This is a genomic window from Kitasatospora sp. NPDC051853 (assembly GCF_044452665.1).
Classification (GTDB): Bacteria; Actinomycetota; Actinomycetes; order Streptomycetales; family Streptomycetaceae; genus Kitasatospora.
Map to the genome: position 1 here is coordinate 188,039 of NZ_JBITBY010000015.1, position 24,678 is coordinate 212,716.

Here is a 24,678-nt window from a genome sequence, read left to right on the forward strand (position 1 = left end):
TCAGTCGGTGGCGCCCGCGCGGATCAGGCCGGCCTCGTAGGCCAGGACGACGGCCTGGACGCGGTCGCGGAGGTTGAGCTTGGCGAGGATGCGGCCGACGTGGGTCTTCACGGTGGCCTCGGAGAGGGTCAGCTTGGCGGCGATCTCGCCGTTGGAGAGGCCCTGGGCGACCAGCAGGAAGACCTCGCGCTCGCGCTCGGTCAGCGGGGCCAGGACGGGGGAGCCGGGGGCGGAGCCGGGCAGCGGGAGGACGTCCGCGAAGCGGTCGATCATGCGGCGGGTGGTGGTGGGGGCGACCACCGCGTCGCCGCCGTGCACGGCCCGGATGGCGGCGACCAGTTCGGTGGGCGGGACGTCCTTGAGCAGGAAGCCGCTGGCTCCGGCCTTGAGCGCGGCGAAGGCGTACTCGTCCAGGTCGAAGGTGGTGAGGATGAGGACGTGCGGGGCGCCGGGGACGGGCGAGCCGGCCTCGTCCAGGCAGATCCGGCGGGTGGCCTGGACGCCGTCCAGGCGGGGCATCCGGACGTCCATCAGGATCACGTCGACCTGGGTGCGGGCGAGGATGTCGACGGCCTGCTGGCCGTCGCCGGCCTCGGCGGCGATCTCGATGTCGCCCTGGGACTGCAGGATCATGCGGAAGCCGGTGCGGAGCAGTTCCTGGTCGTCGACCAGCATCACCCGGATGGTCACAGCTGCGGTCCTCACTTGGTGGTCTTGTAGGGGAGCACGGCGCGGATGCGGAAGCCCCCGCCGGGCCGCGGTCCGACGTCGAGGCTGCCGCTGACCATGCCGACCCGCTCGCGCATGCCGATCAGACCATGGCCCTGGCCGTCGGTACCACCGGCGGTCAGCTGCTCGGCGGTGGAGCCGCGGCCGTCGTCCTCGACCAGCACCTCCAGCTCGCGGTCCCGGAAGTCGACCGCTACCTTGGCCCGGGCGTCCGGGCCGCCGTGCTTGCGGACGTTGGTGAGCGCCTCCTGGACGATCCGGTACACCGTCAGTTCGACGCCCCGGGGCAGCTCCTGGACCTCGCCGGTGGCGGCGTACTCGACCGGGAGCCCGGCCACCCGGACCTGGTCGAGGAGTTCGGGCAGCTCGGCCACGCCGGGCTGCGGGACGTACTCGTCGGTGGTGTCGGTGGTGCGCAGCACGCCGAGCAGGCGGCGCATCTCGACCAGCGCCTGACGGCCCGTCGAGGCGATCGTGGAGAGCGCCTCCTTGGCCTGCTGCGGGGAGTTGTCGAGCACGTAGGCGGCGCCGTCGGCCTGGACGATCATCACCGAGACGTTGTGGGCCACCACGTCGTGCAGCTCGCGGGCGATCCGGGCCCGCTCGGCCGCGACCGCGACCTTGGCCTGGGCGTCCCGCTCGCGCTCCAGCCGGGCGGCCCGGTCCTCCAGCTCGACCAGGTACGCGCGGCGCACCCTGGTCAGCCGGCCCCAGGCCCAGCAGAGCACGAAGGGCGTGGACATCAGCACGGCGAGGAAGATCCGCTCGGCGTTGCTGACGTTGTCGGTGGCGGCGGGCCCGAAGCGGAGGGCGGTCAGCGGCCCGGCGGCCAGGCCGGCCACGAAGGACAGCCGGGAGATCCAGGGGGTGCCGAAGGCCGCGCCGGTGTAGGCGAAGAGCAGGTACCCCACGCTCTCCACCTGCGGGTCCACCTTGGCGGCCAGCTGGCTCAGGCCGAGCAGGGTCGCCGCGACGGTGGTCAGGTCCGGGTGCTTCCGCCGGAAGATCATCAGCCAGGCCATCACCCCGCCCAGCACCAGGCTCTCCCGGTTCCCGCCGCTGACGAATCCCAGCAGGCAGAACAGGAGGAGCAACAGTGCCCAGGCGGAGTCGACCACCATCGGGTGGCGGCGGAACCAGGCGTTGAGTCGATGCACGGGTCAAGCCTAGGCAGTCGGGGAAGCCCACCAGGTCAGCCGTGAGGGCGATCCGTCCTACTCCGCAGGGTGGAGAGGGGGGTACACGGACGGGCAGGGCAACCCCGGAGAAAGTGGTCACCCCGGGGGCGCGGGGAACTGCGCGAATCGGAAGAAGCGGACCCGTGTGCCGGGTACGGAGGACCACGTGCAAGTGAGGCTCCGTACCCGGCAGACAGGCCGGTGCCTCCCGCAGCGCGCAGTTCCCCGCGCCCCTGACCGCCCTCCGGGCGGGTAGCGTCCCCGCATGGAGTGGATGCGCTGGCGGACCGCCACGGAGCGGGCGTTGTACGGCCCGCAGGGGTTCTACCGGAGGCCGGAGGGGCCGGCCGGCCACTTCCGGACCTCGGTGCACGTCTCGTCGAAGTACGCCGCCGCGGTGGCCCGGCTGCTGGCGGAGACGGACGCCGCGCTGGGCCGCCCCGCGGAGCTGGCGCTGGTGGACGTGGGGGCCGGGCGGGGGGAGCTGCTGGCCGGGGTGCTGGCGGCGGTCGGACCGGGGCTGGCGGGGCGGCTGCGCCCGTACGCGGTGGAGCTGGCGGAGCGGCCGGCCGGGACGGACCCGCGGATCGTCTGGACGGACCGGGTGCCCGACGGGGTGTCAGGTCTGCTGTTCGCCAACGAGTGGCTGGACAACGTGCCGCTGGACCTGGCCGAGCGCGGTGAGGACGGGCGGTTGCGGTACCAGGAGGTGACGGCCGGTGGGGAGCGGCGGCCCGGCGCGGAGGTCGGGGCGGAGGACGCGGCCTGGGCCGCGCGGTGGTGGCCCGAGGGCGAGGTGGTGGAGCTCGGCGGGCCCCGGGACGCGGCCTGGGCCGGTGCGGTGGGGGCGCTGGAGCGCGGCCTGGCGGTCGCGGTGGACTACGCGCACACCCTGGCCACCCGCCCGTACGGGGAGACCCTGACCGGTTTCCGGGAGGGCCGGGAGGTGCGACCGGTGCCGGACGGCTCCTGCGACGTGACCGCGCACGTGGCGCTGGACGCGGTGGCGGTGCCCGGGCTGTCCACCCTGTGGACCACCCAGCGGGAGGCGCTGCGGGCGCTCGGGGTGCACGGGGCGCGCCCGCCGCTGGCGCTGGCCTCCACCGATCCGGTGGCGTACCTGCGGGCGCTGGGCGGGGCCGGGGAGGGGGCCGAACTGACCGACCCGTCCGGCCTCGGGGCCTTCGGCTGGCTGGCCCAGGCCGTCCGCATGCCGGTACCGGAGAGCCTGGCGGGGCTGCCGGGATGGCAGACTCTCACCCCATGAGGGAGACCACGGTCGGCGTCGGTGCGGGTGCCGAGAATCTTGTCGGCGAGCTGGGCACCAGCGACATGGTGCTCAACATCGGCCCGCAGCACCCGTCCACGCACGGTGTGCTGCGGCTGAAGCTGGTGCTGGACGGCGAGCGGATCGTGGCCGCCGAACCGGTGGTCGGCTACATGCACCGCGGCGCGGAGAAGCTCTTCGAGGCCCGGGACTACCGGCAGATCGTCATGCTGGCCAACCGTCACGACTGGCTCTCGGCCTTCTCCAACGAGCTGGGCGTGGTGATGGCGGTCGAGCGGATGCTCGGCATGGAGGTGCCCGAGCGGGCGGTCTGGCTGCGCACCCTGCTGGCCGAGCTGAACCGGGTGCTCAACCACCTGATGTTCCTCGGCTCGTACCCGCTGGAGCTCGGCGGGATCACCCCGGTCTTCCACGCCTTCACCGGCCGCGAGGAGCTCCAGCACGTGCTGGAGGAGGCCAGCGGCGGCCGGATGCACTACATGTTCAACCGGGTCGGCGGCCTCAAGGAGGACCTCCCGGCCGGCTGGCTGGGCCGGTGCCGGACGGCGGTCGGCAGCGTCCGCGCGCAGCTGCCGGTCTTCGAGGAGCTGGTGCTCGGCAACGAGATCTTCCGCGGCCGCACCGCCGGGGTCGGCGTGCTCTCCCGCGAGCACGCGCTCGCGTACGGGGTGAGCGGGCCGATCGCCCGGGCCAGCGGCCTGGACTTCGACCTGCGCCGGGACGAGCCCTACCTGGCGTACGGGGAGCTGGCGGACGTGCTGCACGTTGCGGTCCGCGAGGAGGGCGACTGCCTGGCCCGCTTCGAGTGCCTGCTCGAACAGACCGTCAACTCGCTGGAGCTGGCCGAGGCCTGCCTGGACCGGCTGGCCGAGCTGCCGCCCGGCCCGGTCAACCAGCGGCTGCCCAAGGTGCTCAAGGCCCCCGAGGGCGCCACCTACGCCTGGACCGAGAACCCGCTCGGCGTCAACGGCTACTACCTGGTCTCCCGGGGCGACAAGACCCCCTGGCGGCTCAAGCTGCGCTCCGCCTCCTTCAACAACATCCAGGCCCTGACCGAACTGCTGCCCGGCACCCTGGTCGCCGACATGGTGGCGATCCTGGGCTCGATGTTCTTCGTGGTCGGCGACATCGACAAGTAGCCCTCGGGTGCCCCACCGGCTCGGTGGGGCACCGGAGTTGAGCGGGCGTCAGGCCTGCGGGTCGGCCGGGTGCGGGGCCACCGCGATGCCGGTCCTGATCCGCTGCTCGCAGAGCTCCGCGAGCACCGCGTAGCCCTCGGGGCCCATCAGCTCGGTGAGTTCGGGCTTGTACGAGACGTAGACCGGGTCGGCCGCCTGGTGCGCGTCCGGGCTGCCGGTGCACCACCAGTGCAGGTCGTGGCCGCCCGGGCCCCAGCCGCGGCGGTCGTACTCGCCGATCGAGACCTGCAGGTAGCGGGTGTCGTCCGGGCGGTCGATCCAGTCGTAGGTGCGGCGCACCGGCAGCTGCCAGCAGACGTCCGGCTTGGTCTCCAGCGGCTCGCGGCCCTCCTGGAGGGCCAGGATGTGCAGCGAGCAGCCGCCGCCGCCGGGGAAGCCGGGGCTGTTGCGGAACAGGCAGGCGCCGTCGATCCGGCGGGTCTGCCGGTCGCCGTCCTCGTCGAACATGGTGATGCCGCCGTCGAGCACGATCCGGCCCTCGGCGTCGGTGCCGTGCGCGAAGTTCTCCCAGATCTCCGGGGTCAGCCGGGCGGCGTGCTCGGCCACCCGCTGCTCGTCGTCCTCGTCCGAGTAGTGCGCGCCGAGCGTGCAGCAGCCGTCCGACTCGCCCCGGCCCTCCCGGATGCCCTGGCAGCCCTGGCCGAAGATGCAGCTCCAGCGGGAGGTGAGCCAGGTCAGGTCGCAGCGGAAGACCTGCTCCTCGTCGGCCGGGTCGGCGAACTCCACCCAGGCCCGGGCGAAGTCGAGCGGGACCTCGGGGCGCATGCCCGGCATGCCGAGGTCGGTCTTCTTGGAGGGCTTGTCGGCCTTCGGCTTCTTCTTGCCGTGCTGCTTGCTCTGCTTGCTCTCTGCTGCCACCCGGTAAGGGTATGGCCTGGGCGGAAGGATGCCCGGTGACGGGCCCGGGGCTGGTGAAGCACGTGTGTGGAAGCGGCATGCGCCCTGGGGTGGCGGGTGGGCTGGCCCTAGGATGACTGCCTGGTATTCGCACGGGGGCGCTGGGGGAGTGGGCGGATGAGTACGGGTGGAACGGGTGACTTCCTGATCAAGCCGTGGGAAGTGCGCGGCGAGGGGCGGGAGTTCGGGAAGATCTCGCAGGACTTCGAGGGCGCGGCCAAGACCCTGGAGCAGGGCATGGCCGGCCTCGGCACGCCGTGGGGCGGCGACGCCCCCGGCAGCGGCTTCGGCACGCTCTACACCGAGGCGCAGGGCATGCTGCTGGCCGGGCTGAACGGCCTGGCCGGCCGGTTGGGCCAGATCGGCTCCAACCTCGGCACGATGGCCGACTCGGTCGAGCGCACCGACGGCGACGTCGGCGCCGACCTGGGCAGAGTGCACCCCGACGTGGCCCCGGTGGCCCCGCCGAAGCTCTGACGCACCGTCGGGAGCGGCCCGCCGCGGGGAACCGCGGCGGGCCCGCGCTCGTGTTCGTCTCCGTTCCCCGCCGCGCGCCGCGGCCGAACGGCCTGTCCTGCTGAACGTCCCGCTCGACCGGAAGAAGGAGGGACCCGGTGTCCCGCAACGTGCCCGAGGAACTCGTCCCGGTACTGGCCAGGTTGGGCCACCAGTGGCCGCAGGCCGACGAGGAGGGGCTGCGCCGCGCGGCCGGCGTCTGGCGCGAGTTCGGCGCCGAGGCCGACCGGCTCGGCCGCCGGGGCGGGGACTCCGTGCAGCGGGTCACCGGGGAGAACCGGGGCCGGGCGGTGGACGCCTTCGCCGAGCACTGGCGCGGCTTCGCCGGCGGCGGCCGGGGCAGCCTGGACGACGCCCACGGCGCGGCCGAGCTGCTGGCCGGGGCCTTCGAACGGGCGGCCCGGGCGGTGGACTCCTGCAAGGCGGAGATCATCGCGGTGCTGACCGAGCTGGCCGAGGAGATCAAGCTGGCCGAGAAGGTCGAGGCGGCCGCCCAGGCGGTGCTCGGCAAGATCGGCGGCGCGGTGGCCGACGCGGTGGTCGGGGTCGGCGAGAAGGTCGCCGTGGAGCTGGCCCGGCACAAGGTCGGCAACCTGCTGGAGGAGCTCGGCCGGGAGATGAAGGAGGGGCTCCAGCAGGCGCTGAAGGAGCCCGCCGTCACCACCCTGGAGCGGATCGCCCAGGCCGACGGCTACCAGCCGGTCCGGGCCGCCTCCGCGGCCGGCGGCGCCGCGGCGGCCGGGGCGCTGCTCGGCGGCCGCGCGGTGGCGAAGGTGCGCGGGCTGTCGGCGGTGGTCGGCCAGGACGGCCAGGTCGTGAAGGACCAGCAGGGCCGGCCGGTGCTGGTGGACGAGAGCGGCCGCCGGGTGGAGGGCGTCGCGAACGTCGCCGTCCAGGTCGGCGAGGACGGCAAGCCGCTGGTCGGCCCGGACGGCAAGGTGGCCGTCGTCGGCGAGGACGGCAAGCCGGTGGTGGGCGTGGCCTGCGGCAGCGACGGCAAGCCGCTGCGCGACTCCAACGGTGCCCTGGTCGTGGTCGGCGCGGGCGGCCTGATCGCGGTCGCCGGGGTGACCGTCGCGCTCGGCCGCGACGGCAAGCCGGTGACCGGCACCGACGGCGAGGTGGTGGTGCTGGACCGCGAGGGCCGCCCGGTGCGCGGCAGCGACGGCCACACCGCCAAGGTGGACGGTTCGGGCGAGCTGGTGACCGACCGCACCGGCCACGTGGTGATGGTCGACGACCAGGGCCGGACCGCCGGCCCGGACGCGCACGGCAACAAGAAGCCGGGCGCCGGGATCGGGCTGGACCTCGGCGGCCTCGGGGCCGACGTGCAGGTCGGGCCGGGCGGTCTGGACGTGGACGTGCGCGCCGGCGGCAACGGGCACGGCCAGGACGACGGCCACGGGAACGGCCAGGGCAGCGGCCGGGGCGGCGTCCAGGTGCAGGTCGGCCCGGTCTCGGCCGGGGCCGGCTCCTACGACTCCCGCTACGACGACCCGTACGACCGCACCACCCAGGGCCAGTCCCACCAGCAGGACCCGTACCGCCAGGGCGGCGGCAGCGGGAGCACCCAGCCGCGGACCGTGGTCTCGGTGGACGTGGGCCCGGGTGACCGCGCCGGCGGGTACGACCGGTACGAGGACGACCGGTACGAGGACCGCCCGCTGCACCGCGCCGCGGGGACGCTGCGCACCGACTCGGTGGCGGTGGCCCCGCCGCAGAGCGGGCTCTCCTCGGCCTTCGGTGACGGTCCGTCGGCCGGTACCGGCTGGGGGCGGCACGAGCCCTCGGTGCCGGGTGCGTCCGGCGGCCACGGCGGTTCCGGCGCGTCCGGCGGCTCCTTCGGCTCCGGCGGCGCCTCGGGCGGGCTCGGCCCGGTCGGCGGCCAGTCCGCGCTGGGCACTCCGCCGATGGGCATGGGCGCCCAGCCGGCGCCCGCGGCTCCCACCGCTCCGGTGACCGCGGCCCCGGCCGCCGGTGCCGCCGCCGGTGCGGCGGCCCCGCCGGCTGCCGGTGCTCCCGCGGCGGGTGGTGCGGCCGGTGCGGCCGCCGTGGCCCCGCCCGGTGCCGCTGCCGCCGGTGCGCCCGGGGCCGGCGGCCAGGCGGGTGCGGCCGGCGCGGTCGGTGCCGTGGCCGGTCCGCAGCAGCCCGGGGCGGCCGCGCCGCGTGCCGCGCAGCCCGTCGGCCTGGTGCCCAACCCGGTGCCCGCCCCGGCGGCGCCCGCGCCCCCGGCCGCCGGTGCGGTGGTGGTCGGCCCGGTCGCCGGGCGGACCTTCGACCTGCCGCCGGTGCTCCGCCGCGAGGACGAGTCGGCGGCCTCCCTGGCCCAGGCCGCGCCGCTGGCCGCGATGTTCCTGCTGCTCCACGACTACCGCCGGACCGCGCCCGAGCAGCCCGGCGAGCGCCCCCGCCCGCGCACCATCGCGGACGGCCGCCCGTACGGCGCGGCCGGCGGGCTCGGCCCGGTCGACCCGGCCCACCAGGCCGAGGTGGAGCGCCGGGTGCCGCGCACCGAGGAGGGGGAACCGGCGACGCCCGCCGACCCGAGGCTGGGCGACTGGCCGGAGGCGCTGAACGGCGGCGGCTTCCGCGAGCCGGGCCGCTCCAACAACGCGCTCGACCTCTCCCTCTCCGCGCTGGACAGCTACCTGGGCAACCCCACCTGCGGCGCCCCCCGGCTGCCCGACGGCCCGGCCGGGGAGTACGGCGGCCGGGACCGCGCCGAGCGCGAGCTCGGCACCCAGTTCAAGGACCTGGGCTACGGCGACCCCGCCCTCGGTCAACTGGCCGACCTGCTGCGGCAGTTGGGTACGGGGGCGCAGGCCGTGCTGCTCACCCTGGACGGCTACGGCCGCTCGCACCTGTGGAACGCCTTCGTGGCCGGTGCGACGATCAGCTACCTCGACCCGCAGACCGGCTACCGCTCCTCCGCCCCGCTGCACCCGGCCGACCACGGCCTGTGGGCCATCGCCCTGGAGGCGGGCGGCCGCCCGGCCGACCTCTCCGCCCTCCAACCGGCCATCCCGGCGGTCGAGTTGACCCCGGCCCCGGCCCCCGACCCGCTGGTCAAGCCGGTGCCGGTGCCGGAGACGCCGGCACCGCCGCGCTCGCGGCTCACCATCCACCGGGGCAGCACCCGTTGACCATCTGCGCACCGAACACCCGTACCGCTGCCAGGAGTTACCGATGACCACCCTCGCGCAGGCCCTCGAAGCCGCCCACCGCTGGGTGAACGCCGAGCTCTCCCCGGAGGCCGTCCGGCCGGTCAAGGCACACGAGTTCGACCTCGGCTGGGTGGTCTGGCCGGAGCCCGCCCCCGTCCGGGTCGACCCGCTCACCGGCGAGCGCCGCGCCCCCGAGGAGCTCGGCGCCGCCTGCGCGGTGGTCGACCGGACCACCGGCGAGCTCACCGTCTGGCCCTCCGTCCCCGTCCCGCAGGTGATCCAGCTCTACCGCGACCGGCTCGGCGCCGGCGACTACGACCCGGCCCTGCCGCCGGCCACCGGCCCCGGCTGCCGCGCCCAGTTCGTCCACCGCGACGCCCTCGGCGAGGAGCGCACCCTGGTGCTCCGCTCCGCCCCCGGCCGCCCCCACCCCGCCCTGCGGGCCTGGGCCCAGCTGAGCGAACAGGGCGTCCAGCCCGAGGACGTCCTCGCCGTCCACACCGACCTGCGCCCCTCGATGCTCCCCGGCGGCTACGTCGCCGCCTCCCTGCTGGCCGAACTCCCCGCCGCCCGGCACAGCCACGACCTGGCCTACGGCCCCCGCTACGACGGACGGGCCCGGGCTGTACGGACCCTCGGCTCCACACCCCGCCTCAACCGGGTGCCCTTCCCGCTCGACGTGCCGCCCGCCCAGCCCGAGGCCGAGCCGGCGCTGGCCGCCCGGCTGACCGCGCAGTTCGGCGAGGGCGGGGTACGGCGCTTCGACCCGGCGGCGGTGCTCGCGGCCGACCTGCCCGAGGCGATCGGCCGGCCGCTGGTCCGGGTCGGGCTGCCGGTCGGGGTGCGGGGCTTCTTCGAGCTCTACCACCCGGTCTCGGACGGGGTGTCCGGGGCGGCGCCAGTACTGCCGGACCTCTCTGAGGTGCTGGCGGAGGACGGGCGGGGCCTGCGGGCCACCGAGGCGGCCCGCCGCGAACTGCTCGGACAGCTGCTGATCGGCACCGACGGGTGGGCCCGCTTCACCGTCGACACCGCCCGGGGCCGGGTCCGGGCGGTCGACCCCGACACCGCCGAGGCCCGCTACGTCAACGCCGACCTCACCGCCTTCGCCCGCTCCCTCGCCCTCCTCGCCGACCGCTACCCCCGCCTGCGGGACCTCCACCCGCTCGCCGCGGGCCAGGCCGTCGCCGAACTCCAGTGGTCCCTCGCGGGCCTGGACCGCACGGCCTTCTCGGACCCCGAGAACTGGTGGTCCGTCATCGTCGAACAGCTCTGGCACGGCCTGCTGTAGATCCGGCGGCGGGCGGCAGGGCAGCGACCTCAGGGGCGCGAGGAACTGCGCGAACCGGAAGAAAGTGACCCGACTGCCGGGTACGGAGGGTCACTTGCAAGTGAGTGTCCGTACCCGGCACACGGTCTGCCTCTTCCGCCTCGCGCAGTTCCTCGCGCCCCTGGCCGTAGCCACTTACTCGCCGAGGAAGCGCTCCAGCGTCGTGGCGAAGGCGACCGGGGTCTCCTGCATGGGGTAGTGGCCCGAGGCGGGGAGGAGTTCGAGGTCGCCCTCGGGGTAGTGGGTGAGCCAGGTGGAGCGGTAGTAGTCCTCGTTGAGGGCCAGGTCGTGCTCGCCGACGAAGGCCCGGGCCGGCAGCCGCAGGCCGGAGACCTCGGCGCTCAGGTCGACGGTGGTCCACTGCTCCAGGTAGGAGGAGAAGGCCTCCGGCCGGGAGCTGGCCAGCGAGTTGGCGACCATCCGGTCGAGCCAGACGCCGGTGGCCCGGTTGCCGGTGACCAGGTCGATGATGGCGCGGCGGTTGCCGGGCTCGCCGGCGGCCCCGTGGAAGAGGTCGTACGCCTCGCCGAGCTCGTACGCGGAGGCGGCCACCGGCGCGACCCCGGCCAGCTTCCGCACCCGCTCCGGGGCCAGCGCCAGCACCTGCTGGGCCGCCTTGCCGCCCATCGAGTGCCCGACCAGGGAGAACCGCTCCCAGCCCAGCTGGTCGGCCAGCGCCAGGGCGTCCCCGGCGATCTCGGCCAGGCTGTACTCGCCCTCGACCGCGGCCCGCTCGCCGTAGCCCCGGTAGTCGAGGAAGGCGTAGCTGAAGGCGGAGCCGTCCAGGTACTCGGGGAACGGCCCCCAGCCGGCGCTGGTGCCGAACCAGTCGTGCAGCACCACGACACCGTGTTCGCCGGAGCCCACCAGGCGGTGAGTGATCGTCATCTCGGTCTCCTCCTCGTTGAGTTGATCAGGACGAAGCTAGCGGCCGCGGGCCCGGCCGCGGGCCGGTGCGGTGTTATCCGGCCACCTGTGCGGCCGGATCGCGTAGCGTGGGCGGTTATGCGACTCGGTGTGCTCGACGTAGGTTCCAACACCGTCCACTTCCTCGTGGTGGACGCCCACCCCGGTGCTGCCCCGCTGCCCGCGTACTCCCACAAGGCGGAGCTGAGGCTGGCGGAGCTGCTGGACGGGGAAGGCGCGATCACCGAGGCCGGGGTGGACAAGCTGGTGGCCATGGTGGCCTCCTCGATCCGGGTGGCCGAGGACAAGGGCGTGGTGGACCTGCTGCCGTTCGCCACCTCCGCGGTGCGGGAGGCGGCCAACGGCGAGGCGGTGCTGCGCCGGGTGGCCGAGGAGACCGGGGTGGAGCTGCGGGTGCTGTCCGGCCCGGACGAGGCCCGGCTGACCTTCCTGGCGGTGCGGCGCTGGTTCGGCTGGTCCTCCGGGCGGCTGCTGGACCTGGACATCGGCGGGGGCTCGCTGGAGCTGGCGGCCGGCCTGGACGAGCAGCCGGACGTGGTCTGTTCGCTGCCGCTGGGCGCGGGCCGGCTGACCGCCCGGCTGCCCGGGGACGTCGCGGACCCGGAGGACATCCGGGAGCTGCGCCGGTACATCCGGGCCGAGATCGCGCAGGTGGTGGGCGAGTTCACCCGGCGCGGGGCGCCGGACCACGCGGTCGGCACCTCGAAGACCTTCAAGCAGCTGGCCCGGATGACCGGCGCGGCGCCGGCCGAGGCGGGGCCGCTGGCGGTCCGGAAGCTGTCCCGGGCCGGGCTCTCCGCCTGGGTGCCGCGGCTGGCCGGGATGACGGTGGCTCAGCGGGCGCAGATCCCGGGTGTCTCCGAGGGCCGGGCGAGACAGCTGCTGGCGGGCGCCCTGGTGGCGGACGCCGCGATGGACCTGTTCGGGCTGGAGGAGCTGGACATCTGCCCGTGGGCGCTGCGCGAGGGCATCATCCTGCGCCGCCTGGACACCCTCGACAGCCCCTCGGACCGGCACCCCGCGCTGACGGGGTGACAGACCGGCGGAGGCCCGCGGCGTGACGGGGCGCACACCATAACCGGCGCGCGCCGCTTACGCTGTCTCCCGTGGCGGAAGCAGCGGACGAGGACGGGACGCAGCGGGGCCGCGCGGCCGGTGACAGCACCCGGCAGCCGCGCAGGGCCCGGAAGAAGCCTGCGCCGGACGCCGGGGGAGCGGACGACCCGAAGCCGGTGAGGAAGGCCGCCAAGAAGGCGAAGAAGGCCGAGGCCGCCGGGGCGACGAGGACCGCCAAGCCGCCCCGGCAGTCGCAGCTGGCCCTGGCCACCCAGGCGGTCAAGGCCGTCCGGGCCGCGAAGAAGCCGCCCCGCCGCGCCCCGCTGCTGCGCACCACCGACCGCCTGGTGCTGCCGCCGCACGCCGACGGCCTGCACGTGCCGGACACCAAGGTGGTGCTCTCCACCGCCTCGGTCTACCCGGAGAACACCGCCACCGCCTTCGAGCTGGCCGCCCGGCTCGGCTACGACGGCGTGGAGGTGATGGTCTGGAACGACCCGGTCAGCCAGGACATCGAGGCGCTGCGCCGGCTCTCCGACGAGTACCGGATGCCGATCCTGGCGGTGCACGCCCCCTGTCTGCTGATCACCCAGCGGGTCTGGAGCACCGACCCGTGGACCAAGCTGGTCCGGGCCCGGGCCGCCGCCGAGAAGCTGGGCGCGGACACCGTGGTGGTGCACCCGCCGTTCCGCTGGCAGCGCCAGTACGCCCGGGAGTTCGTCGAGGGCGTGCACCGGATGGCCGGGGAGACGGACGTCCGCTTCGCGGTGGAGAACATGTACCCGTGGCGCTACCGGGACCGGGAGATGCTGGCCTACGCGCCGGGCTGGGACGTCACCGAGGAGGCGTACCGGCACTACACCGTCGACCTCTCGCACGTGGCCACCTCCCGGGTGGACGCCTTCGAGATGGTGGACCGGATGGGCGACCGGCTGGCCCACGTGCACCTGGCCGACAGCCTGGGCTCCGCCAAGGACGAGCACCTGATCCCCGGCCGGGGCACCCAGCCCTGCGCCGAGCTGCTGGAGCGGCTGGCCCGCACCGGCTTCGAGGGCCACGTGGTGCTGGAGGTCAACACCCGCCGCTCCACGTCCCCCGCCGAACGCGAGGCCGATCTGGCCGAGGCGCTCGCCTTCACCCGGCTCCACCTGGCCACGGTGGCGAAGTAAGGACCTCCTAGGGTGGCGGCATGACGGAGTACCAGAAGCACGACCACGCGAACTCCTTCGGAGCGGTGGCGGCCGAGTACGACGCCGCCCGCCCCTCCTATCCGGCCGAACTCTTCGACCGGCTGGAGGAGTTGACCGGCCGCCCGCTCAAGGGCGCCGAGGTGCTGGACGTCGGCGCGGGTACCGGCATCGCCACCCGCCTGCTGGCTGCCCGTGGCGCCCGGGTGACCGCCGTCGAGCCCAGCCCCGGGATGGCCGCCCAGCTGCGCCTGGCCAGCCCCGAGCTGCCGCTGGTCAAGGCCGGCGGCGACGAACTCCCCTTCCACGACGGCACGGTGGACCTGGTCACCTACGCCCAGGCGTTCCACTGGACCGACCCCGACCGGTCGATCCCGGAGGCGCTGCGGGTGCTCCGCCCGGGCGGATCGCTGGCCACCTGGTGGAACGTCAAGGACACCTCGGTGGCCTGGGTCCGCGCGATGGGCGAGCGGCTGGCGGCGGCGCTGCCCAGCTACCAGCACCAGGGCGGCAGCAACGTGATCACCGAGGCCTTCGCCCCGTACGGGCTGCCGACCGCCTCCGCCCGGCTGCGCTGGCAGCGGGAGATCGACGTCGAGCTGCTGCTCGCCGACCTGGTCTCGCGCTCCTACTTCGCCGTGCTGACCCCGGAGCAGCGGGCCCCCGTGCTGGCCGCCGAACGGGCCGCACTGCTCGCCGAATTCCCCGGCGGCACGGTCACCGAGCCCTACGTCCTGGACCTCACCGTGGTCACCAAGGAGTGACCCGGCCTGCCCGGATGGCGGACAGCGTGTCCGTCGGCTGGAACGGGGGCGTAGGCTCGAAAGCCACGGCGGCCCTGCACCCTCCCACCTGAGCGGGGCCCGCCCCGGAGCCTCCGAAGGAGTGGAGCACAGTGCCCGAGCTGAAGTCCCGTACGGTCACCCACGGTCGCAACATGGCAGGCGCCCGGGCGCTTCTCCGGGCCGCGGGCGTAGCCCGGGAGGACTTCGGCAAGCCGATCATCGCGGTGGCCAACTCCTTCACCGAGTTCGTCCCGGGCCACACCCACCTCCAGCCGGTCGGCCGGATCGTCTCCGAGGCGATCAAGGAGGCGGGCGGCATCCCGCGCGAGTTCAACACCATCGCGGTGGACGACGGCATCGCCATGGGCCACCACGGCATGCTCTACTCGCTGCCCTCGCGCGACCTGATTGCCGACTCGGTGGAGTACATGGTCTCCGCGCACTGCGCGGACGCCCTGATCTGCATCTCCAACTGCGACAAGATCACCCCCGGCATGCTGATGGCCGCGCTGCGCCTCAACATCCCGACGGTCTTCGTCTCCGGCGGCCCGATGGAGGCCGGCCAGGCCGTCCTGGTGGACGGCACGGTGCGCAAGCTCGACCTGGTGAACGCGATCTCCGACGCGGTGAACGAGAACGTCTCCGACGAGGACATCGCGATCATCGAGGAGAACGCCTGTCCGACCTGCGGGTCCTGCTCGGGCATGTTCACCGCCAACTCGATGAACTGCCTGGCCGAGGCGATCGGCCTGGCCCTGCCGGGCAACGGCTCGGTGCTGGCCACCCACACCGCCCGCAAGGCGCTCTACGAGGACGCCGGCCGCACCGTCGTCGACATCACCAAGCGGTACTACCACCAGGACGACGCCTCGGTGCTGCCCCGCTCGGTCGCCTCCCGCGCCGCGTTCGAGAACGCGATGGCGCTGGACATCGCGATGGGCGGCTCGACCAACACCATCCTGCACCTGCTGGCCGCCGCCCAGGAGGCCGAACTCGACTTCGACATGCGGGACATCGACGCCATCTCGCGCAAGGTCCCGTGCCTGTCCAAGGTCGCGCCCAACGGCAAGTACTACATGGAGGACGTGCACCGGGCCGGCGGCATCCCCGCCATCCTGGGCGAGCTGTACCGCGGCGGCCTGCTCAACGAGGACGTGCACACCGTGCACTCCGCCACCATGGCCGAGTGGCTCAAGTCCTGGGACATCCGCGGCGGTTCGCCCTCCCCGACGGCGGTCGAGCTGTTCCACGCGGCCCCCGGCTGCGTCCGCTCCGCCACCGCCTTCTCGCAGTCCGAGCGCTGGGACACCCTGGACACCGACGCGCAGAACGGCTGCATCCGCTCGGTCGAGCACGCCTACTCGGTGGAGGGCGGCCTGGCCGTGCTCTACGGCAACCTCGCCGAGGACGGCTGCATCGTGAAGACCGCCGGTGTCGACGAGTCGATCTGGACCTTCTCCGGCCCGGCCGTCGTCCTGGAGTCGCAGGAGGACGCGGTGGACGCGATCCTCACCAAGCGGGTCAAGGAGGGCGACGTCGTCGTCATCCGCTACGAGGGCCCCAAGGGCGGCCCCGGCATGCAGGAGATGCTCTACCCGACCTCCTTCCTCAAGGGCCGCGGCCTGGGCAAGGCCTGCGCGCTGATCACCGACGGCCGGTTCTCCGGCGGCACCTCGGGCCTGTCCATCGGCCACGCCTCGCCCGAGGCGGCCTCCGGCGGCACCATCGCCCTGGTCGAGGACGGCGACGTGATCGCGATCGACATCCCGAACCGCACGGTCGAGCTCAAGGTCTCCTTCGAGGAGCTGCACGAGCGGCGCCTCAAGCTGGAGGCCGGCACCGGCTACCGGCCCAAGGACCGGGTCCGCCCGGTCAGCGCGGCGCTCAAGGCGTACGCGGCGATGGCCACCTCGGCCGACAAGGGCGCGGTGCGCGACGTGAGCAAGCTGGGCTGACCCGTCGTCAGGCGGCCGTTCCCGGGTGAGCCGGGAGCGGCCGCTTCGTCGTTCCGGGGGTGCCCCGTGTCATCATCGGAGCCGTGAGCGAGCAGACTGAGCACCCCGAGGGCACCGCCGAGCCGATCCGCTGGTTCGGCACCAGCTGGGTGGAGCGCGGCTCCGGCTACTGGGCCCGCCGCGTCGCGGTGCCGCTCGGCGCGCTGGTGGCCGCGGCAGCCGGCGCCCTGCTGCTGCGCTTCGCGGTGGAGGGCGTCCGGGACTCCGAGGCCGGCGGCCTGGTCTACGGGCTGCTGGTCGGCGCGATCGCGCTCTGCTCCCTGCTGTCCGGGCTGCGCACCTGGAAGGTGCTGAGCGAGGGCAAGGAGAGCCTCACCGGCTGGATGACCGAGGAGAAGTCGCTCGGCGCGGTCTGGCTGATCGGCTTCGTCGGCGCACTGGTCGCCTACTTCCTGCGCAGCCTGCTGGAGGCCCCGGGCGAGAAGGTGAAGCGGGCCCGGTACGAGGCCTCCCTGGCCGCCGCCGACCGCCGCCGGACCGCCCGGGCCGCGCGCAGCGGCAACCCGGGGCGGACGAAGAAGCGCCGCTGAGACCCCGTCAGACCGGCTTGGGCACGTCCTGCGCGGGCGCCGTGGGGTCGGCGGGTGCGGTCGGGGTCGGCCTCGGCTGCGGCGTCACCGGGGCGGACGGCTCCCGCATGGTGTCGGCCGCCACCTTCAGGCTGAACAGCACGATCGCGCAGACCGCGACCACGATCAGCCAGGTCTGCCACGAGGCCCCGGCACCTCCGGTGCCCCGGCGGATCCCCTTGCGGGCCCCGGACCCGGACTTCCGGCGGGCCGCCTTCGGCCCGTCGTTGACCGAGCGGCGGCCGCCCGGGTCGTGCGGCGGGGTGTGCTTCCACCGGGCGGCCAGCATCCGGGTCCGCCCGCTGGCCTCCTTCACGGTGGCAGCCCGGACGAAGGCCTCGTCCAGGACGAGACCCTCGAACGGGTCCTTCTCCGACGGGTCGTCGGCTGAGCGCGGCTCTGGCTCATCGGCTATCGGCACGCCGTCAGTATGCCCCCGCACCCCGTCAGGGACGCGTGATTTCGATCAGCCGGGGCCGCCCGGGGCCTCCTGCGGGCGGGCTCAGCTGCGGGTGACCGTCCCGCACTCGCCGTGCTCCTCGATGTCCTTGCTCCGGTCGTACGGGTCGCTGCTCGGGCCGCTGGGCTGCGGCTGGGGGTCGAAGCCCAGGTTGAACTGGTCGAACTGCGGGTGGAAGAACCCGTCGTAGACGTCGCAGGCGCTGTTGCCGACGTCGCTGTTGGTGTCCGCGAAGCGGATCTTCCCCGGGTTCACGTCGTACCGGGCCGGGTCGTAGAACCGGACGGCGATCACCCGCCGGACGATGGTCCGGGCGGTCCAGGTGGTCGGGGAGACCTCCTCGGTGGTGAAGCCGGCCGGCTTCACCGTGCCGCCGGAGGGCGTCGGCCGCTTCTTGCCGGCCTCCGGGCCGGGGCGCAGGGCGTAGACGAAGGTGTAGTCGGTGCGGACCAGCAGGCCCTTCTCCCCGTCGCCCTCGAAGCTCATCCGGCCCTGCACCTTGACGGTGTCGTTCACCGGGATCGCGTCGCGCGGGTCGAAGCGGCTGAACAGCGTGGTCGCGTCGCCCTTGTCGGAGGGCTGCCGCAGCCACCCGTCGGCCTGCCGGCGGGGCTCGGTGTCCAGCATGGCCAGCGCGGTGGCGGGCTGCCCGCCCGCGACCACCGCGTGGTCCAGGTTCGAGGCCACCAGGAAGTCCTTGACCAGCTTGAGCCTGGCCGCCACCTCGGCGGCGTCGAAGGTGCCGACGGCCTGGGCCTGCGGGAGCACGATCGCGTCCGGCCCGGCCGGCCAGCCCTCGGCCGGGGAGCCGGCCCAGGGGCGGGCCACGGTGGGCTGCTGCTCGTCCACCTGCGGGGCGGCCGCGGTCGGCTTCGCGGTCTCCGGGCCGACGGTCGGCACCGGGCGGGCCGCCGGGCCCTCCGAGAGCCCCGGCTCGCCGCGCCAGTCGGCGTACCAGCCGCGCAGCGACTCGACGTTGAGCGCGGCCAGCACCACCGCCACGGCGAGCGCCACGTAGACCGGGGCCTGCCAGTTCGGCTTCCGCCGCCGGACGTTGCCCCAAGGGTCGACCGGCTTCGGCTTGCGGCCGAAGCGGCGCTTGGGCCGCGGGCCGTCGTTGACGGAGCGGCGGCCGCCCGGGTCGTGCGGCGGCTGCTCCTTCCAGCGGGCGGCGAGCATCCGGGTACGTCCGGCCTGCTCCTTGACCTCGGCGGAGCGGACGAAGTCGTCGTCGAGGACCAGGTTGTCGAACGGGTCCTCGGCGGGACGCGGTTCGGGCTCTTCGGCTATGGGCACGCGCACAGTATGCAGACGGCCCCGGCCGCCCCTCCGGGCGGGCGGGCCGTCCTCCGGTCCCGGCGGGCCGGTGCGTACGGATTGCTGACGGTTCGTCCGGCCGTCAGCCGGTGCGGCGCGAGCGCTTCACCGAGCCGGCCACCCCGGCGACCACCAGCAGCAGGCCGGCCGGGGCGAGCGAGGTGAAGACCGACTCGAAGAGCTCGGTCCCGCCGAGGAAGGTCAGGTTCACCGTGTTGAGCAGCCAGAACGCCACCGAGGCGGGGAACGCCGAGCGCCACGGGTGCTCGGCCGCCCAGCGGTGGATCCGGCGGTCGGCGGCGTCCCGGCGCAGCTTCCCGCCCAAGGTCCCCACCAGGAACAGCACGAACAGCCCGAGCCCGGCCGGCCCCGCCAGCATGTCCGCACTCCAGTGCCCGGTCACCACGTTCACCCCGAGCGCCGCCGCGCCCACCAACGCCCCGGCCCCCGCAGCCGTCCGCCAGGGCCCCAGCGTCGCCGAAGCCACCGCCAACTGGTTCTTCTCACCGCGCGACAGATCTCCGTGTCCCATGCCCTCCACGGTCCTCCCACCCACCCCCGTAATCCATAGGGGCCACCCCTGACCTTCCCCCTACGGGGAACGCCGGCCAGGAGTGGCCCGGAAGCAGGAGGCCGCCGGGAGCAGCGGATGGTCCGTCAGACGGTGACCACGCGCACGCCCCGCCCCTTGTACAGCCCGGCGGAGGTGGTCAGCACCGCCCGTCCGGCCGGCCAGGACAGGGACGGCCGGGCCGCGTACACGGCGTGGGCGGTGCCCAGCCCGAGGCCGTCCCGCATGAGCTCGGCCAACGGACGGGCGGCGGTGAGGCCGACCTCCTCGAAGGTGATGCCGGACAGCGCCCCGACGTGATCCGCGATGCCGTCGCGCTGCCGGTCGGCATCGATCAGGCACCCGACCGGGACGGTCAGCCGCCCGCCGGTCACGGCCAGGCCGGACATCAGCCGGTGCCCGGAGCCGAGTGCCAGCAGGGCGGTGTCGTCGGCGATGAGCGGTGGGGTCACAAGACCTCACCGGCTTCACCGGCGGCGACGGCCTGCCAGAGTGCCTCGGCCTCCGCCACGTCCTCGTCGGTCAGTTCGGGCTGTAGGTGCTCCCGGATGTACGCCATGTTGTGGGCGTACATCTCCTGCCGCTCGGCATGCGTGGGCGTGGCGGTGGCGAGCTCGGCCACCATCGAACCGATGGTGGTCCCCCGGTCCGCGGCGAGTATGGCCAGGCGGTCTCGCACCTCGGCCCGAACCTTGATCACGGCGCTGTCCATACGGCGAGTATACCGGCGGTATACCGAGAAGGGGCTGTCCGGCAGGAGTCAGAGGCGGTACTCCAGGGTCAGGGTCGCCGCGGTGCCGCGCTGGAGGAAGAGGTAGGCGGTGGTGGAGAGCGGGCGGTCGAAGGCGAGGCGGAGTTGGAGGGGGGTGCCCGGGGTGACGGTGGGGTGGAAGTCGGTGGAGGTGCGGGTGCCGGAGGTGAAGGCGGCGAGGGTGGCGGTGTCGGGGGAGTCGGCCGGGGCGGCGTAGTCCTCGGGGGTGGTGGTGCAGGTGGGGCCGAAGCAGCCGGTGCGGGTGGAGGCGGTCAACCGGGCTTCGGCGAACGGGTTTCCGCTGCCGCTCGCGTGGGTGACGGTGAGCCGGGCGGCGGTGACGGTGGCGCCGGTGGGGAGGGCGGAGGTGTCGAAGGAGAGCAGGGCGCGGTTCTGCCTGCCGTCGGTGCCGCGGCCCACGGCGAGGCCGAGCGTGCCGGTGAGGGTGCCGACGGTGGGGGAGGTGCCGTCCGCGTCGGCCTTCACGTAGCCGTCGCGGGTGGTGTCGTCGGTGAGGGTGAGCGTGCCCGTGCCGGGGGACGGACTGGGCGAGGGCGAGGGCGAGGGTGAGGGGGAGGGCGAAGTGCCTTCCAGGGAGAGGAACTTGGCGATCCGGAGGGAGGCGCAGAGGTTGACGTCCAGGACGTAGGCGCCGGCCGTGCCGCACTGCTCCGCCCCGCTCCCCGGGTCGACCGGCTGCCCGTGCCCCATGCCGGTGATCGACCAGGTCTCCACCCGGGGCTGCCCGTTGGCGTCCGCGTAGACCTTGTGCGGGTGCCCGGCCACGGTCTCGGAGACGGCGGGTGTCTGCGGCACGCCGTTGGCGTCCGTCCACTGCTCCATCAGTTCGGTGAGGTTCGAGGGCTTCACCAGCGCGTCCGAACTCCCGTGCCAGATCGACACCTTGGGCCACGGCCCGGTCCAGGAGGGGTGGCCGGAGCGGGCCAGGTCGCCCCACTGGGCGGGGGTGAGGTCGCGGCCGGTGCTCATGCAGTCCACGCTGGCCTGCACCTGGGTGGAGGCGCAGCGGTACGGCAGCCCGGCCACCACCCCGCCGCCGGCGAACACGTCGGGGTAGTCGGCCAGCAGCGCGGCGGTCATCGCCCCGCCGGCCGAGAGTCCGGTGACGTAGACCCGGGCCGGGTCGGTGGCCAGGTCGGCGGTGGCGCGGGCGACCATCTGACGGACCGACAGCGCCTCGCCCTGGTCCCGGGAGTGGTCGCCGGGCAGGAACCAGTTGAAGCAGCCGGAGGAGTTGTTGGCGGACTGCTGCTGTGGCAGCACCAGCGCGAAGCCGTACCGCTCGGCCCACGTGGTCCAGCCGGTCTCGTCGTCGTAGGCGGCGGCCGACTGGGTGCAGCCGTGCAGCGCGACCACCAGCGGCCGGCCGGCGGGCAGGCCGTCCGGGACGTAGCGGTACATCAGCAGGTTGCCGGGGTTGGAGCCGAAGCCGGTGACCTGGGTCAGGGTGGCGGCGGCCCGGGCGGGGGAGGGGGCGAGCGGGAGCAGGGCGGCGGCGAGCAGCGTCAGGACGGCTGCCCACCAGGCCCGTTGGGTTCGGACGTGCACGGTGGAGGCTCCTGGGTGGGGGTGAAGCCGGGTGGGGGATGCGGTGACGGTAGTGCCGGGGCCGTGACCCCGGTCACGGTGCGGGCGGACACCGGCGGGCGGCCCGGATGGGGGCGGCGCACATTGCCCACAGCGTGGACGGCCGCGCCGGGCGGGCGCCGCCTGGTGCGAGGATGGCCGTACACGTGAGCAAGGAGCGGCCATGACCAGCAGCGCGTCCGGACAGAAGATCGCCTTCCTCGGCACCGGCAAGATCGGGGAGGCCCTGCTCTCCGGTCTGCTGCGGGCCGGCACCGATCCGGCGGACGTGATGGTCACCGCCCGCCGCCCGGAGCGGGCCGCCGAGCTGACCGAGCGCTACGGCGTCACCGTGGTCTCCAACGCCGAGGCCGCCAAGCTGGCCGACACCCTGATCCTGGCGGTCAAGCCGCAGGACATGGGCACCCTGCTGGAGGAGCTCTCCCCGCACGTCGAGCCCGACCGGCTGGTCATCTCGGCGGCGGCCGGCGTCCCGACCCGCTGGTTCGAGGCCCGGCTGGCCCCCGGCACCCCGGTGGTCCGGGTGATGCCCAACACCCCCGTGCTGGTGGACGAGGGGATGAGCGTGATCTCCGGCGGCTCGCACGCCGAGGAGCACCACCTGGAGCGGGCCGAGGAGATCTTCCGTTCGGTCGGCAAGGCGCTGCGCCTGCCGGAGAGCCAGCAGGACGCGGCCACCGCGCTCTCCGGCTCCGGCCCGGCCTACTTCTACTTCCTGGTCGAGGCGATGACCGACGCGGGCATCCTGCTCGGCCTGCCCCGGCAGGTGGCGCACGACCTGATCGTGCAGTCCGCGATCGGCGCCTCGGTGATGCTGCGCGACTCGGGCGAGCACCCGGTCAAGCTCCGCGAGGCGGTCACCTCCCCGGCCGGCACCACCATCGCGGCCATCCGCGAGCTGGAGAACCACGGCGTCCGGGCCGCCCTGCTCGGCGCCCTGGAAGCCGCCCGCGACCGCTCCAGGGAGCTGGCCTCCGGCGGCAAGTAGGCTCACCGGCGTGAGCTACGACTTGGTGGTCTTCGACAACGACGGTGTGCTGGCGGACAGCGAGCCCATCTCCAACCGGGTGCTCGCCGAGTACCTGACCGAGCTCGGGTACCCGACCACGATCGAGGACTCCTACCGGGACTTCATGGGCTGCGCGGCGCACACCGTGCACGACGTGATCGGTGAGCGGTACGGGGCGCGGCTGCCCGAGGGCTTCGACGGGCTGTTCCACGCCCGGGTGTTCGCCGCCTTCGAGCGCGAGCTCACCCCGGTGCGGGGCGCCGAGGAACTGCTGAAGACCCTTCAGCAGCACGGCGTCCCGTACTGCCTGGCCTCCTCCGCGCACCACGCCTGGATCCGCACCGCGCTCGACCTCACCGGGCTGCGTGGTCACCACGCCGAGGAGCGGATCTTCAGCGCCCAGGACGTCGGCGTCGGCAAGCCCGCCCCGGACCTCTTCCTGCACGCCGCCCGCACCCTGGGCGTGGGCCCGTCCCGCTGCCTGGTGATCGAGGACAGCCGCAACGGCGTGCTGGCCGCCCGGGCCGCCGGCATGGACGTGTACGGTTACGCGGCCCTGACCGACCCGGCCAAGCTCACCGGTGCGGGCGCCACCGGCCTGATCACCGACCTCGCCGAGGTGCCCGCGCTGCTCGGCCTCTGACGGGCGGTCGGACGCCCGGAAAAAATCTTTCCCCGGCCTGTAACGCGGCCGGTGCCCCGCGGCGTGGGTACCGCGACGAACGGGAACGGGGAAGGATCAACTGGTGGGGGAAGCTCCTGCGGACTTCATGGAGTTCGCGCACGCCCACAGCGGCAGGCTGTTCCGCACGGCCTGCCTGCTGACCGGCGACTGGCACCTCGCCGAGGACCTCGTCCAGGAGACCCTGGCGAAGATGTACCGCTCGTGGCGGCGGATCGACCGCTCCGAGCCCCCGCTGGCGTACGCCCACACGGTGCTCTCCCGGACCTTCGTCTCCCAGCGCCGCCTGCGCCGTTCCGGCGAGCGCCCCTCCGAGGCGCTGCCCGAGCCCGACGGCCGGTTCGACGGGGACCCGGCGCTGCGGGTGGCCCTGCTGGAGGCCCTGGCCGAGCTGTCGCCGAAGGACCGCACGGTGCTGGTGCTGCGCTACTGGGAGGACCGCTCCGTCGAGGAGACCGCCCGGCTGATGGGCATCCGGGTCGGCTCGGTGCGGGTGCGCAGCCTCCGCGCCCGGGAGCGCCTGCGGCAGGTCCTCGGCCCGGAGTTCGCCGAACTGAGCTGCGCGTGACGCCCCCGCGCCGCCCCCGCCCCGACCCCACGGAGAGCCACGTGCAGCACGACCGACCGCCGCAGTCCGACGCCGAGCTGCACGAGGTCCTCGGCCGGGCCGTGGACGGGTTCGCCCCGCACAGCCACGACCTGGTCCACCGGGCGGCGGCCCGCGGGCGGCGGCTGCACCGGGCCAGGCAGTGCCAACTGGCGCTCGCAGCAGTGGTGTTGATCGGTTCGGCCGGGATCGGTCTGAACACCCTCGGCCCGAGCGCAACTTCCGGTCCGGCCCTGCCGGCCACCTCGGCCACGCCCACACCGGCGCCCACACCGGCGCCCACACCGGCGCCCACGGCGACGCCCGCCGACACCGTCCCCCTGCTCCCTGCGCCCAGCTACCGGCCGGGCCCGGCGTCCCGGACGGGGCCGCTCGGTGCGCAGCTCGCGGCGATGCTGCCCGCACGCGGTACGAGCAGTGACCTCGAGCAGATCGGGACCTTCACCGACTGGCGCCTGATGCCACGGTCCGACGGACCCGCGAGCGAGCGGCGGGAAGTGGTGGCCAGCCTGCGTTTCCGAGACGGGCGGAGCGTCACGGCCCTGCGCCTGACCCTCGTGGGCCTCAGCGCCGAGGAGGCCGGAGCCTGGCCGTGCACGACCGACAGCTACGGAGCCTGCGCGAGGCTGGCCGACGGCTCCCGGGTGAGCACCGTCCGGGAGGAGGCGGCGAACCGGCCGTTCCGATGGGCGGTCAGTGTGCTCCGTCCCAACGGCCGATTGATCCGGTTGGAGCAGTTCAACCCGGCCCCGGAGCAGCGGGAGATGGCGGTGGGCCTCGACGAGATGACCGCCGTGGCGGTGGACGCCCACTGGTACAAGTGACCGGCACGA

24 protein-coding genes are annotated in these 24,678 nt (G+C 74.3%); 14 read left to right on the forward strand and 10 right to left on the reverse strand.

Annotated elements, in window-relative coordinates; translation table 11 throughout:
* Positions 1–690 carry a response regulator gene (locus tag ACIA8O_RS34830; RefSeq protein ID WP_396298035.1) on the reverse strand — a complete coding sequence of 230 codons (690 nt, stop codon included), beginning with the start codon at positions 688–690 and terminating at the stop codon, positions 1–3.
* An 11-nt stretch (positions 691–701) separates the two neighbouring features.
* On the reverse strand, positions 702–1,886 hold the full coding sequence (locus ACIA8O_RS34835) for a sensor histidine kinase (protein WP_396298036.1): 1,185 nt from the start codon (positions 1,884–1,886) through the stop codon (positions 702–704).
* Positions 1,887–2,172: 286 nt separating this feature from the next.
* Here ACIA8O_RS34835 and ACIA8O_RS34840 point away from each other — a divergent pair, with 286 nt between their 5' ends.
* Both ACIA8O_RS34840 and ACIA8O_RS34845 read left to right on the forward strand, forming a co-directional pair.
* On the forward strand, positions 2,173–3,174 hold the full coding sequence (locus tag ACIA8O_RS34840) for an SAM-dependent methyltransferase (protein ID WP_396298037.1): 1,002 nt from the start codon (positions 2,173–2,175) through the stop codon (positions 3,172–3,174).
* A complete protein-coding gene (locus ACIA8O_RS34845; RefSeq protein WP_396298038.1) occupies positions 3,171–4,334 on the forward strand; it encodes an NADH-quinone oxidoreductase subunit D in 1,164 nt (387 codons plus the stop codon). The genes ACIA8O_RS34840 and ACIA8O_RS34845 overlap by 4 nt, the downstream gene beginning before the upstream one ends.
* 48 nt (positions 4,335–4,382) lie before the next feature.
* On the opposite strand, the gene ACIA8O_RS34850 is transcribed toward ACIA8O_RS34845, so the two are convergent.
* Positions 4,383–5,168, reverse strand: a complete 786-nt coding sequence (locus ACIA8O_RS34850) for a hypothetical protein (protein ID WP_396298097.1) — start codon at positions 5,166–5,168, stop codon at positions 4,383–4,385.
* 240 nt (positions 5,169–5,408) lie between these two features.
* Between ACIA8O_RS34850 and ACIA8O_RS34855 the strand changes: the two genes are divergently transcribed.
* The 3 genes from ACIA8O_RS34855 (at position 5,409) to ACIA8O_RS34865 (ending at position 10,262) form a co-directional block, all read left to right on the forward strand.
* Positions 5,409–5,768 carry a hypothetical protein gene (locus ACIA8O_RS34855; RefSeq protein ID WP_396298039.1) on the forward strand — a complete coding sequence of 120 codons (360 nt, stop codon included), beginning with the start codon at positions 5,409–5,411 and terminating at the stop codon, positions 5,766–5,768.
* Between the two features lie 137 nt (positions 5,769–5,905).
* Positions 5,906–8,950 (forward strand): toxin glutamine deamidase domain-containing protein, encoded by a 3,045-nt coding sequence (locus ACIA8O_RS34860; protein ID WP_396298040.1) that lies wholly within the window; start codon positions 5,906–5,908, stop codon positions 8,948–8,950.
* Between the two features lie 43 nt (positions 8,951–8,993).
* Positions 8,994–10,262 carry an SUKH-4 family immunity protein gene (locus ACIA8O_RS34865; RefSeq protein WP_396298041.1) on the forward strand — a complete coding sequence of 423 codons (1,269 nt, stop codon included), beginning with the start codon at positions 8,994–8,996 and terminating at the stop codon, positions 10,260–10,262.
* Positions 10,263–10,436: 174 nt separating this feature from the next.
* Here ACIA8O_RS34865 and ACIA8O_RS34870 read toward each other — a convergent pair whose 3' ends face one another.
* Complete coding sequence (locus ACIA8O_RS34870) at positions 10,437–11,189, reverse strand: alpha/beta fold hydrolase (RefSeq protein ID WP_396298042.1); 753 nt, start codon at positions 11,187–11,189, stop codon at positions 10,437–10,439.
* Positions 11,190–11,306: 117 nt separating this feature from the next.
* Between ACIA8O_RS34870 and ACIA8O_RS34875 the strand changes: the two genes are divergently transcribed.
* The 5 genes from ACIA8O_RS34875 (at position 11,307) to ACIA8O_RS34895 (ending at position 16,801) form a co-directional block, all read left to right on the forward strand.
* Positions 11,307–12,263: a Ppx/GppA family phosphatase gene (locus tag ACIA8O_RS34875; protein ID WP_396298043.1), complete on the forward strand. Its 957-nt coding sequence runs from the start codon at positions 11,307–11,309 to the stop codon at positions 12,261–12,263.
* Positions 12,264–12,655: 392 nt separating this feature from the next.
* Positions 12,656–13,453 (forward strand): sugar phosphate isomerase/epimerase family protein, encoded by a 798-nt coding sequence (locus ACIA8O_RS34880; RefSeq protein ID WP_396298098.1) that lies wholly within the window; start codon positions 12,656–12,658, stop codon positions 13,451–13,453.
* Between the two features lie 20 nt (positions 13,454–13,473).
* Positions 13,474–14,235, forward strand: coding sequence for a class I SAM-dependent methyltransferase (locus ACIA8O_RS34885; RefSeq protein ID WP_396298044.1), 762 nt, complete (start codon positions 13,474–13,476; stop codon positions 14,233–14,235).
* 131 nt (positions 14,236–14,366) lie between these two features.
* Positions 14,367–16,211: a dihydroxy-acid dehydratase gene (gene ilvD / locus ACIA8O_RS34890; protein ID WP_396298045.1), complete on the forward strand. Its 1,845-nt coding sequence runs from the start codon at positions 14,367–14,369 to the stop codon at positions 16,209–16,211.
* 83 nt (positions 16,212–16,294) lie between these two features.
* On the forward strand, positions 16,295–16,801 hold the full coding sequence (locus tag ACIA8O_RS34895) for a hypothetical protein (protein ID WP_396298046.1): 507 nt from the start codon (positions 16,295–16,297) through the stop codon (positions 16,799–16,801).
* Between the two features lie 7 nt (positions 16,802–16,808).
* Here ACIA8O_RS34895 and ACIA8O_RS34900 read toward each other — a convergent pair whose 3' ends face one another.
* From ACIA8O_RS34900 to ACIA8O_RS34925, 6 genes are all read right to left on the reverse strand, one after another.
* Positions 16,809–17,261 (reverse strand): hypothetical protein, encoded by a 453-nt coding sequence (locus ACIA8O_RS34900; RefSeq protein WP_396298047.1) that lies wholly within the window; start codon positions 17,259–17,261, stop codon positions 16,809–16,811.
* A gap of 81 nt (positions 17,262–17,342) precedes the next feature.
* On the reverse strand, positions 17,343–18,596 hold the full coding sequence (locus ACIA8O_RS34905; RefSeq protein WP_396298048.1) for a hypothetical protein: 1,254 nt from the start codon (positions 18,594–18,596) through the stop codon (positions 17,343–17,345).
* Positions 18,597–18,699: 103 nt separating this feature from the next.
* Entirely contained in the window at positions 18,700–19,149 is a 450-nt protein-coding gene (locus ACIA8O_RS34910) for a hypothetical protein (RefSeq protein WP_396298049.1), read from the reverse strand.
* A gap of 125 nt (positions 19,150–19,274) precedes the next feature.
* Entirely contained in the window at positions 19,275–19,640 is a 366-nt protein-coding gene (locus ACIA8O_RS34915) for a hypothetical protein (protein ID WP_396298050.1), read from the reverse strand.
* A complete protein-coding gene (locus tag ACIA8O_RS34920) occupies positions 19,637–19,900 on the reverse strand; it encodes a hypothetical protein (protein ID WP_396298051.1) in 264 nt (87 codons plus the stop codon). The genes ACIA8O_RS34915 and ACIA8O_RS34920 overlap by 4 nt, the downstream gene beginning before the upstream one ends.
* Before the next feature lie 48 nt (positions 19,901–19,948).
* A complete protein-coding gene (locus ACIA8O_RS34925; RefSeq protein ID WP_396298052.1) occupies positions 19,949–21,508 on the reverse strand; it encodes a PHB depolymerase family esterase in 1,560 nt (519 codons plus the stop codon).
* 202 nt (positions 21,509–21,710) lie between these two features.
* Here ACIA8O_RS34925 and proC point away from each other — a divergent pair, with 202 nt between their 5' ends.
* From proC to ACIA8O_RS34945, 4 genes are all read left to right on the forward strand, one after another.
* A complete protein-coding gene (gene proC / locus ACIA8O_RS34930; protein ID WP_396298053.1) occupies positions 21,711–22,535 on the forward strand; it encodes a pyrroline-5-carboxylate reductase in 825 nt (274 codons plus the stop codon).
* A gap of 10 nt (positions 22,536–22,545) precedes the next feature.
* Positions 22,546–23,199, forward strand: a complete 654-nt coding sequence (locus ACIA8O_RS34935) for an HAD family hydrolase (RefSeq protein WP_396298054.1) — start codon at positions 22,546–22,548, stop codon at positions 23,197–23,199.
* Between the two features lie 103 nt (positions 23,200–23,302).
* Entirely contained in the window at positions 23,303–23,806 is a 504-nt protein-coding gene (locus ACIA8O_RS34940) for a SigE family RNA polymerase sigma factor (RefSeq protein WP_396298055.1), read from the forward strand.
* Positions 23,807–23,847: 41 nt separating this feature from the next.
* A complete protein-coding gene (locus ACIA8O_RS34945; protein WP_396298056.1) occupies positions 23,848–24,669 on the forward strand; it encodes a hypothetical protein in 822 nt (273 codons plus the stop codon).
* Positions 24,670–24,678 lie beyond the last annotated feature (9 nt).

What these genes read in the sequence shown, in the direction of transcription:
- ACIA8O_RS34845 (WP_396298038.1), top strand. Translation starts at nt 3,171, where the DNA reads ATGAGGGAGACCACGGTCGGCGTCGGTGCGGGTGCCGAGAATCTTGTC.
- ACIA8O_RS34855 (WP_396298039.1), top strand. Translation starts at nt 5,409, where the DNA reads ATGAGTACGGGTGGAACGGGTGACTTCCTGATCAAGCCGTGGGAAGTG.
- ACIA8O_RS34875 (WP_396298043.1), top strand. Translation starts at nt 11,307, where the DNA reads ATGCGACTCGGTGTGCTCGACGTAGGTTCCAACACCGTCCACTTCCTC.
- ACIA8O_RS34870 (WP_396298042.1), bottom strand. Translation starts at nt 11,189, where the DNA reads ATGACGATCACTCACCGCCTGGTGGGCTCCGGCGAACACGGTGTCGTG.
- ACIA8O_RS34910 (WP_396298049.1), bottom strand. Translation starts at nt 19,149, where the DNA reads ATGGGACACGGAGATCTGTCGCGCGGTGAGAAGAACCAGTTGGCGGTG.
- ACIA8O_RS34865 (WP_396298041.1), top strand. Translation starts at nt 8,994, where the DNA reads ATGACCACCCTCGCGCAGGCCCTCGAAGCCGCCCACCGCTGGGTGAAC.
- ACIA8O_RS34840 (WP_396298037.1), top strand. Translation starts at nt 2,173, where the DNA reads ATGGAGTGGATGCGCTGGCGGACCGCCACGGAGCGGGCGTTGTACGGC.
- ACIA8O_RS34885 (WP_396298044.1), top strand. Translation starts at nt 13,474, where the DNA reads ATGACGGAGTACCAGAAGCACGACCACGCGAACTCCTTCGGAGCGGTG.
- ACIA8O_RS34850 (WP_396298097.1), bottom strand. Translation starts at nt 5,168, where the DNA reads ATGCCGGGCATGCGCCCCGAGGTCCCGCTCGACTTCGCCCGGGCCTGG.
- proC (WP_396298053.1), top strand. Translation starts at nt 21,711, where the DNA reads ATGACCAGCAGCGCGTCCGGACAGAAGATCGCCTTCCTCGGCACCGGC.
- ACIA8O_RS34920 (WP_396298051.1), bottom strand. Translation starts at nt 19,900, where the DNA reads ATGGACAGCGCCGTGATCAAGGTTCGGGCCGAGGTGCGAGACCGCCTG.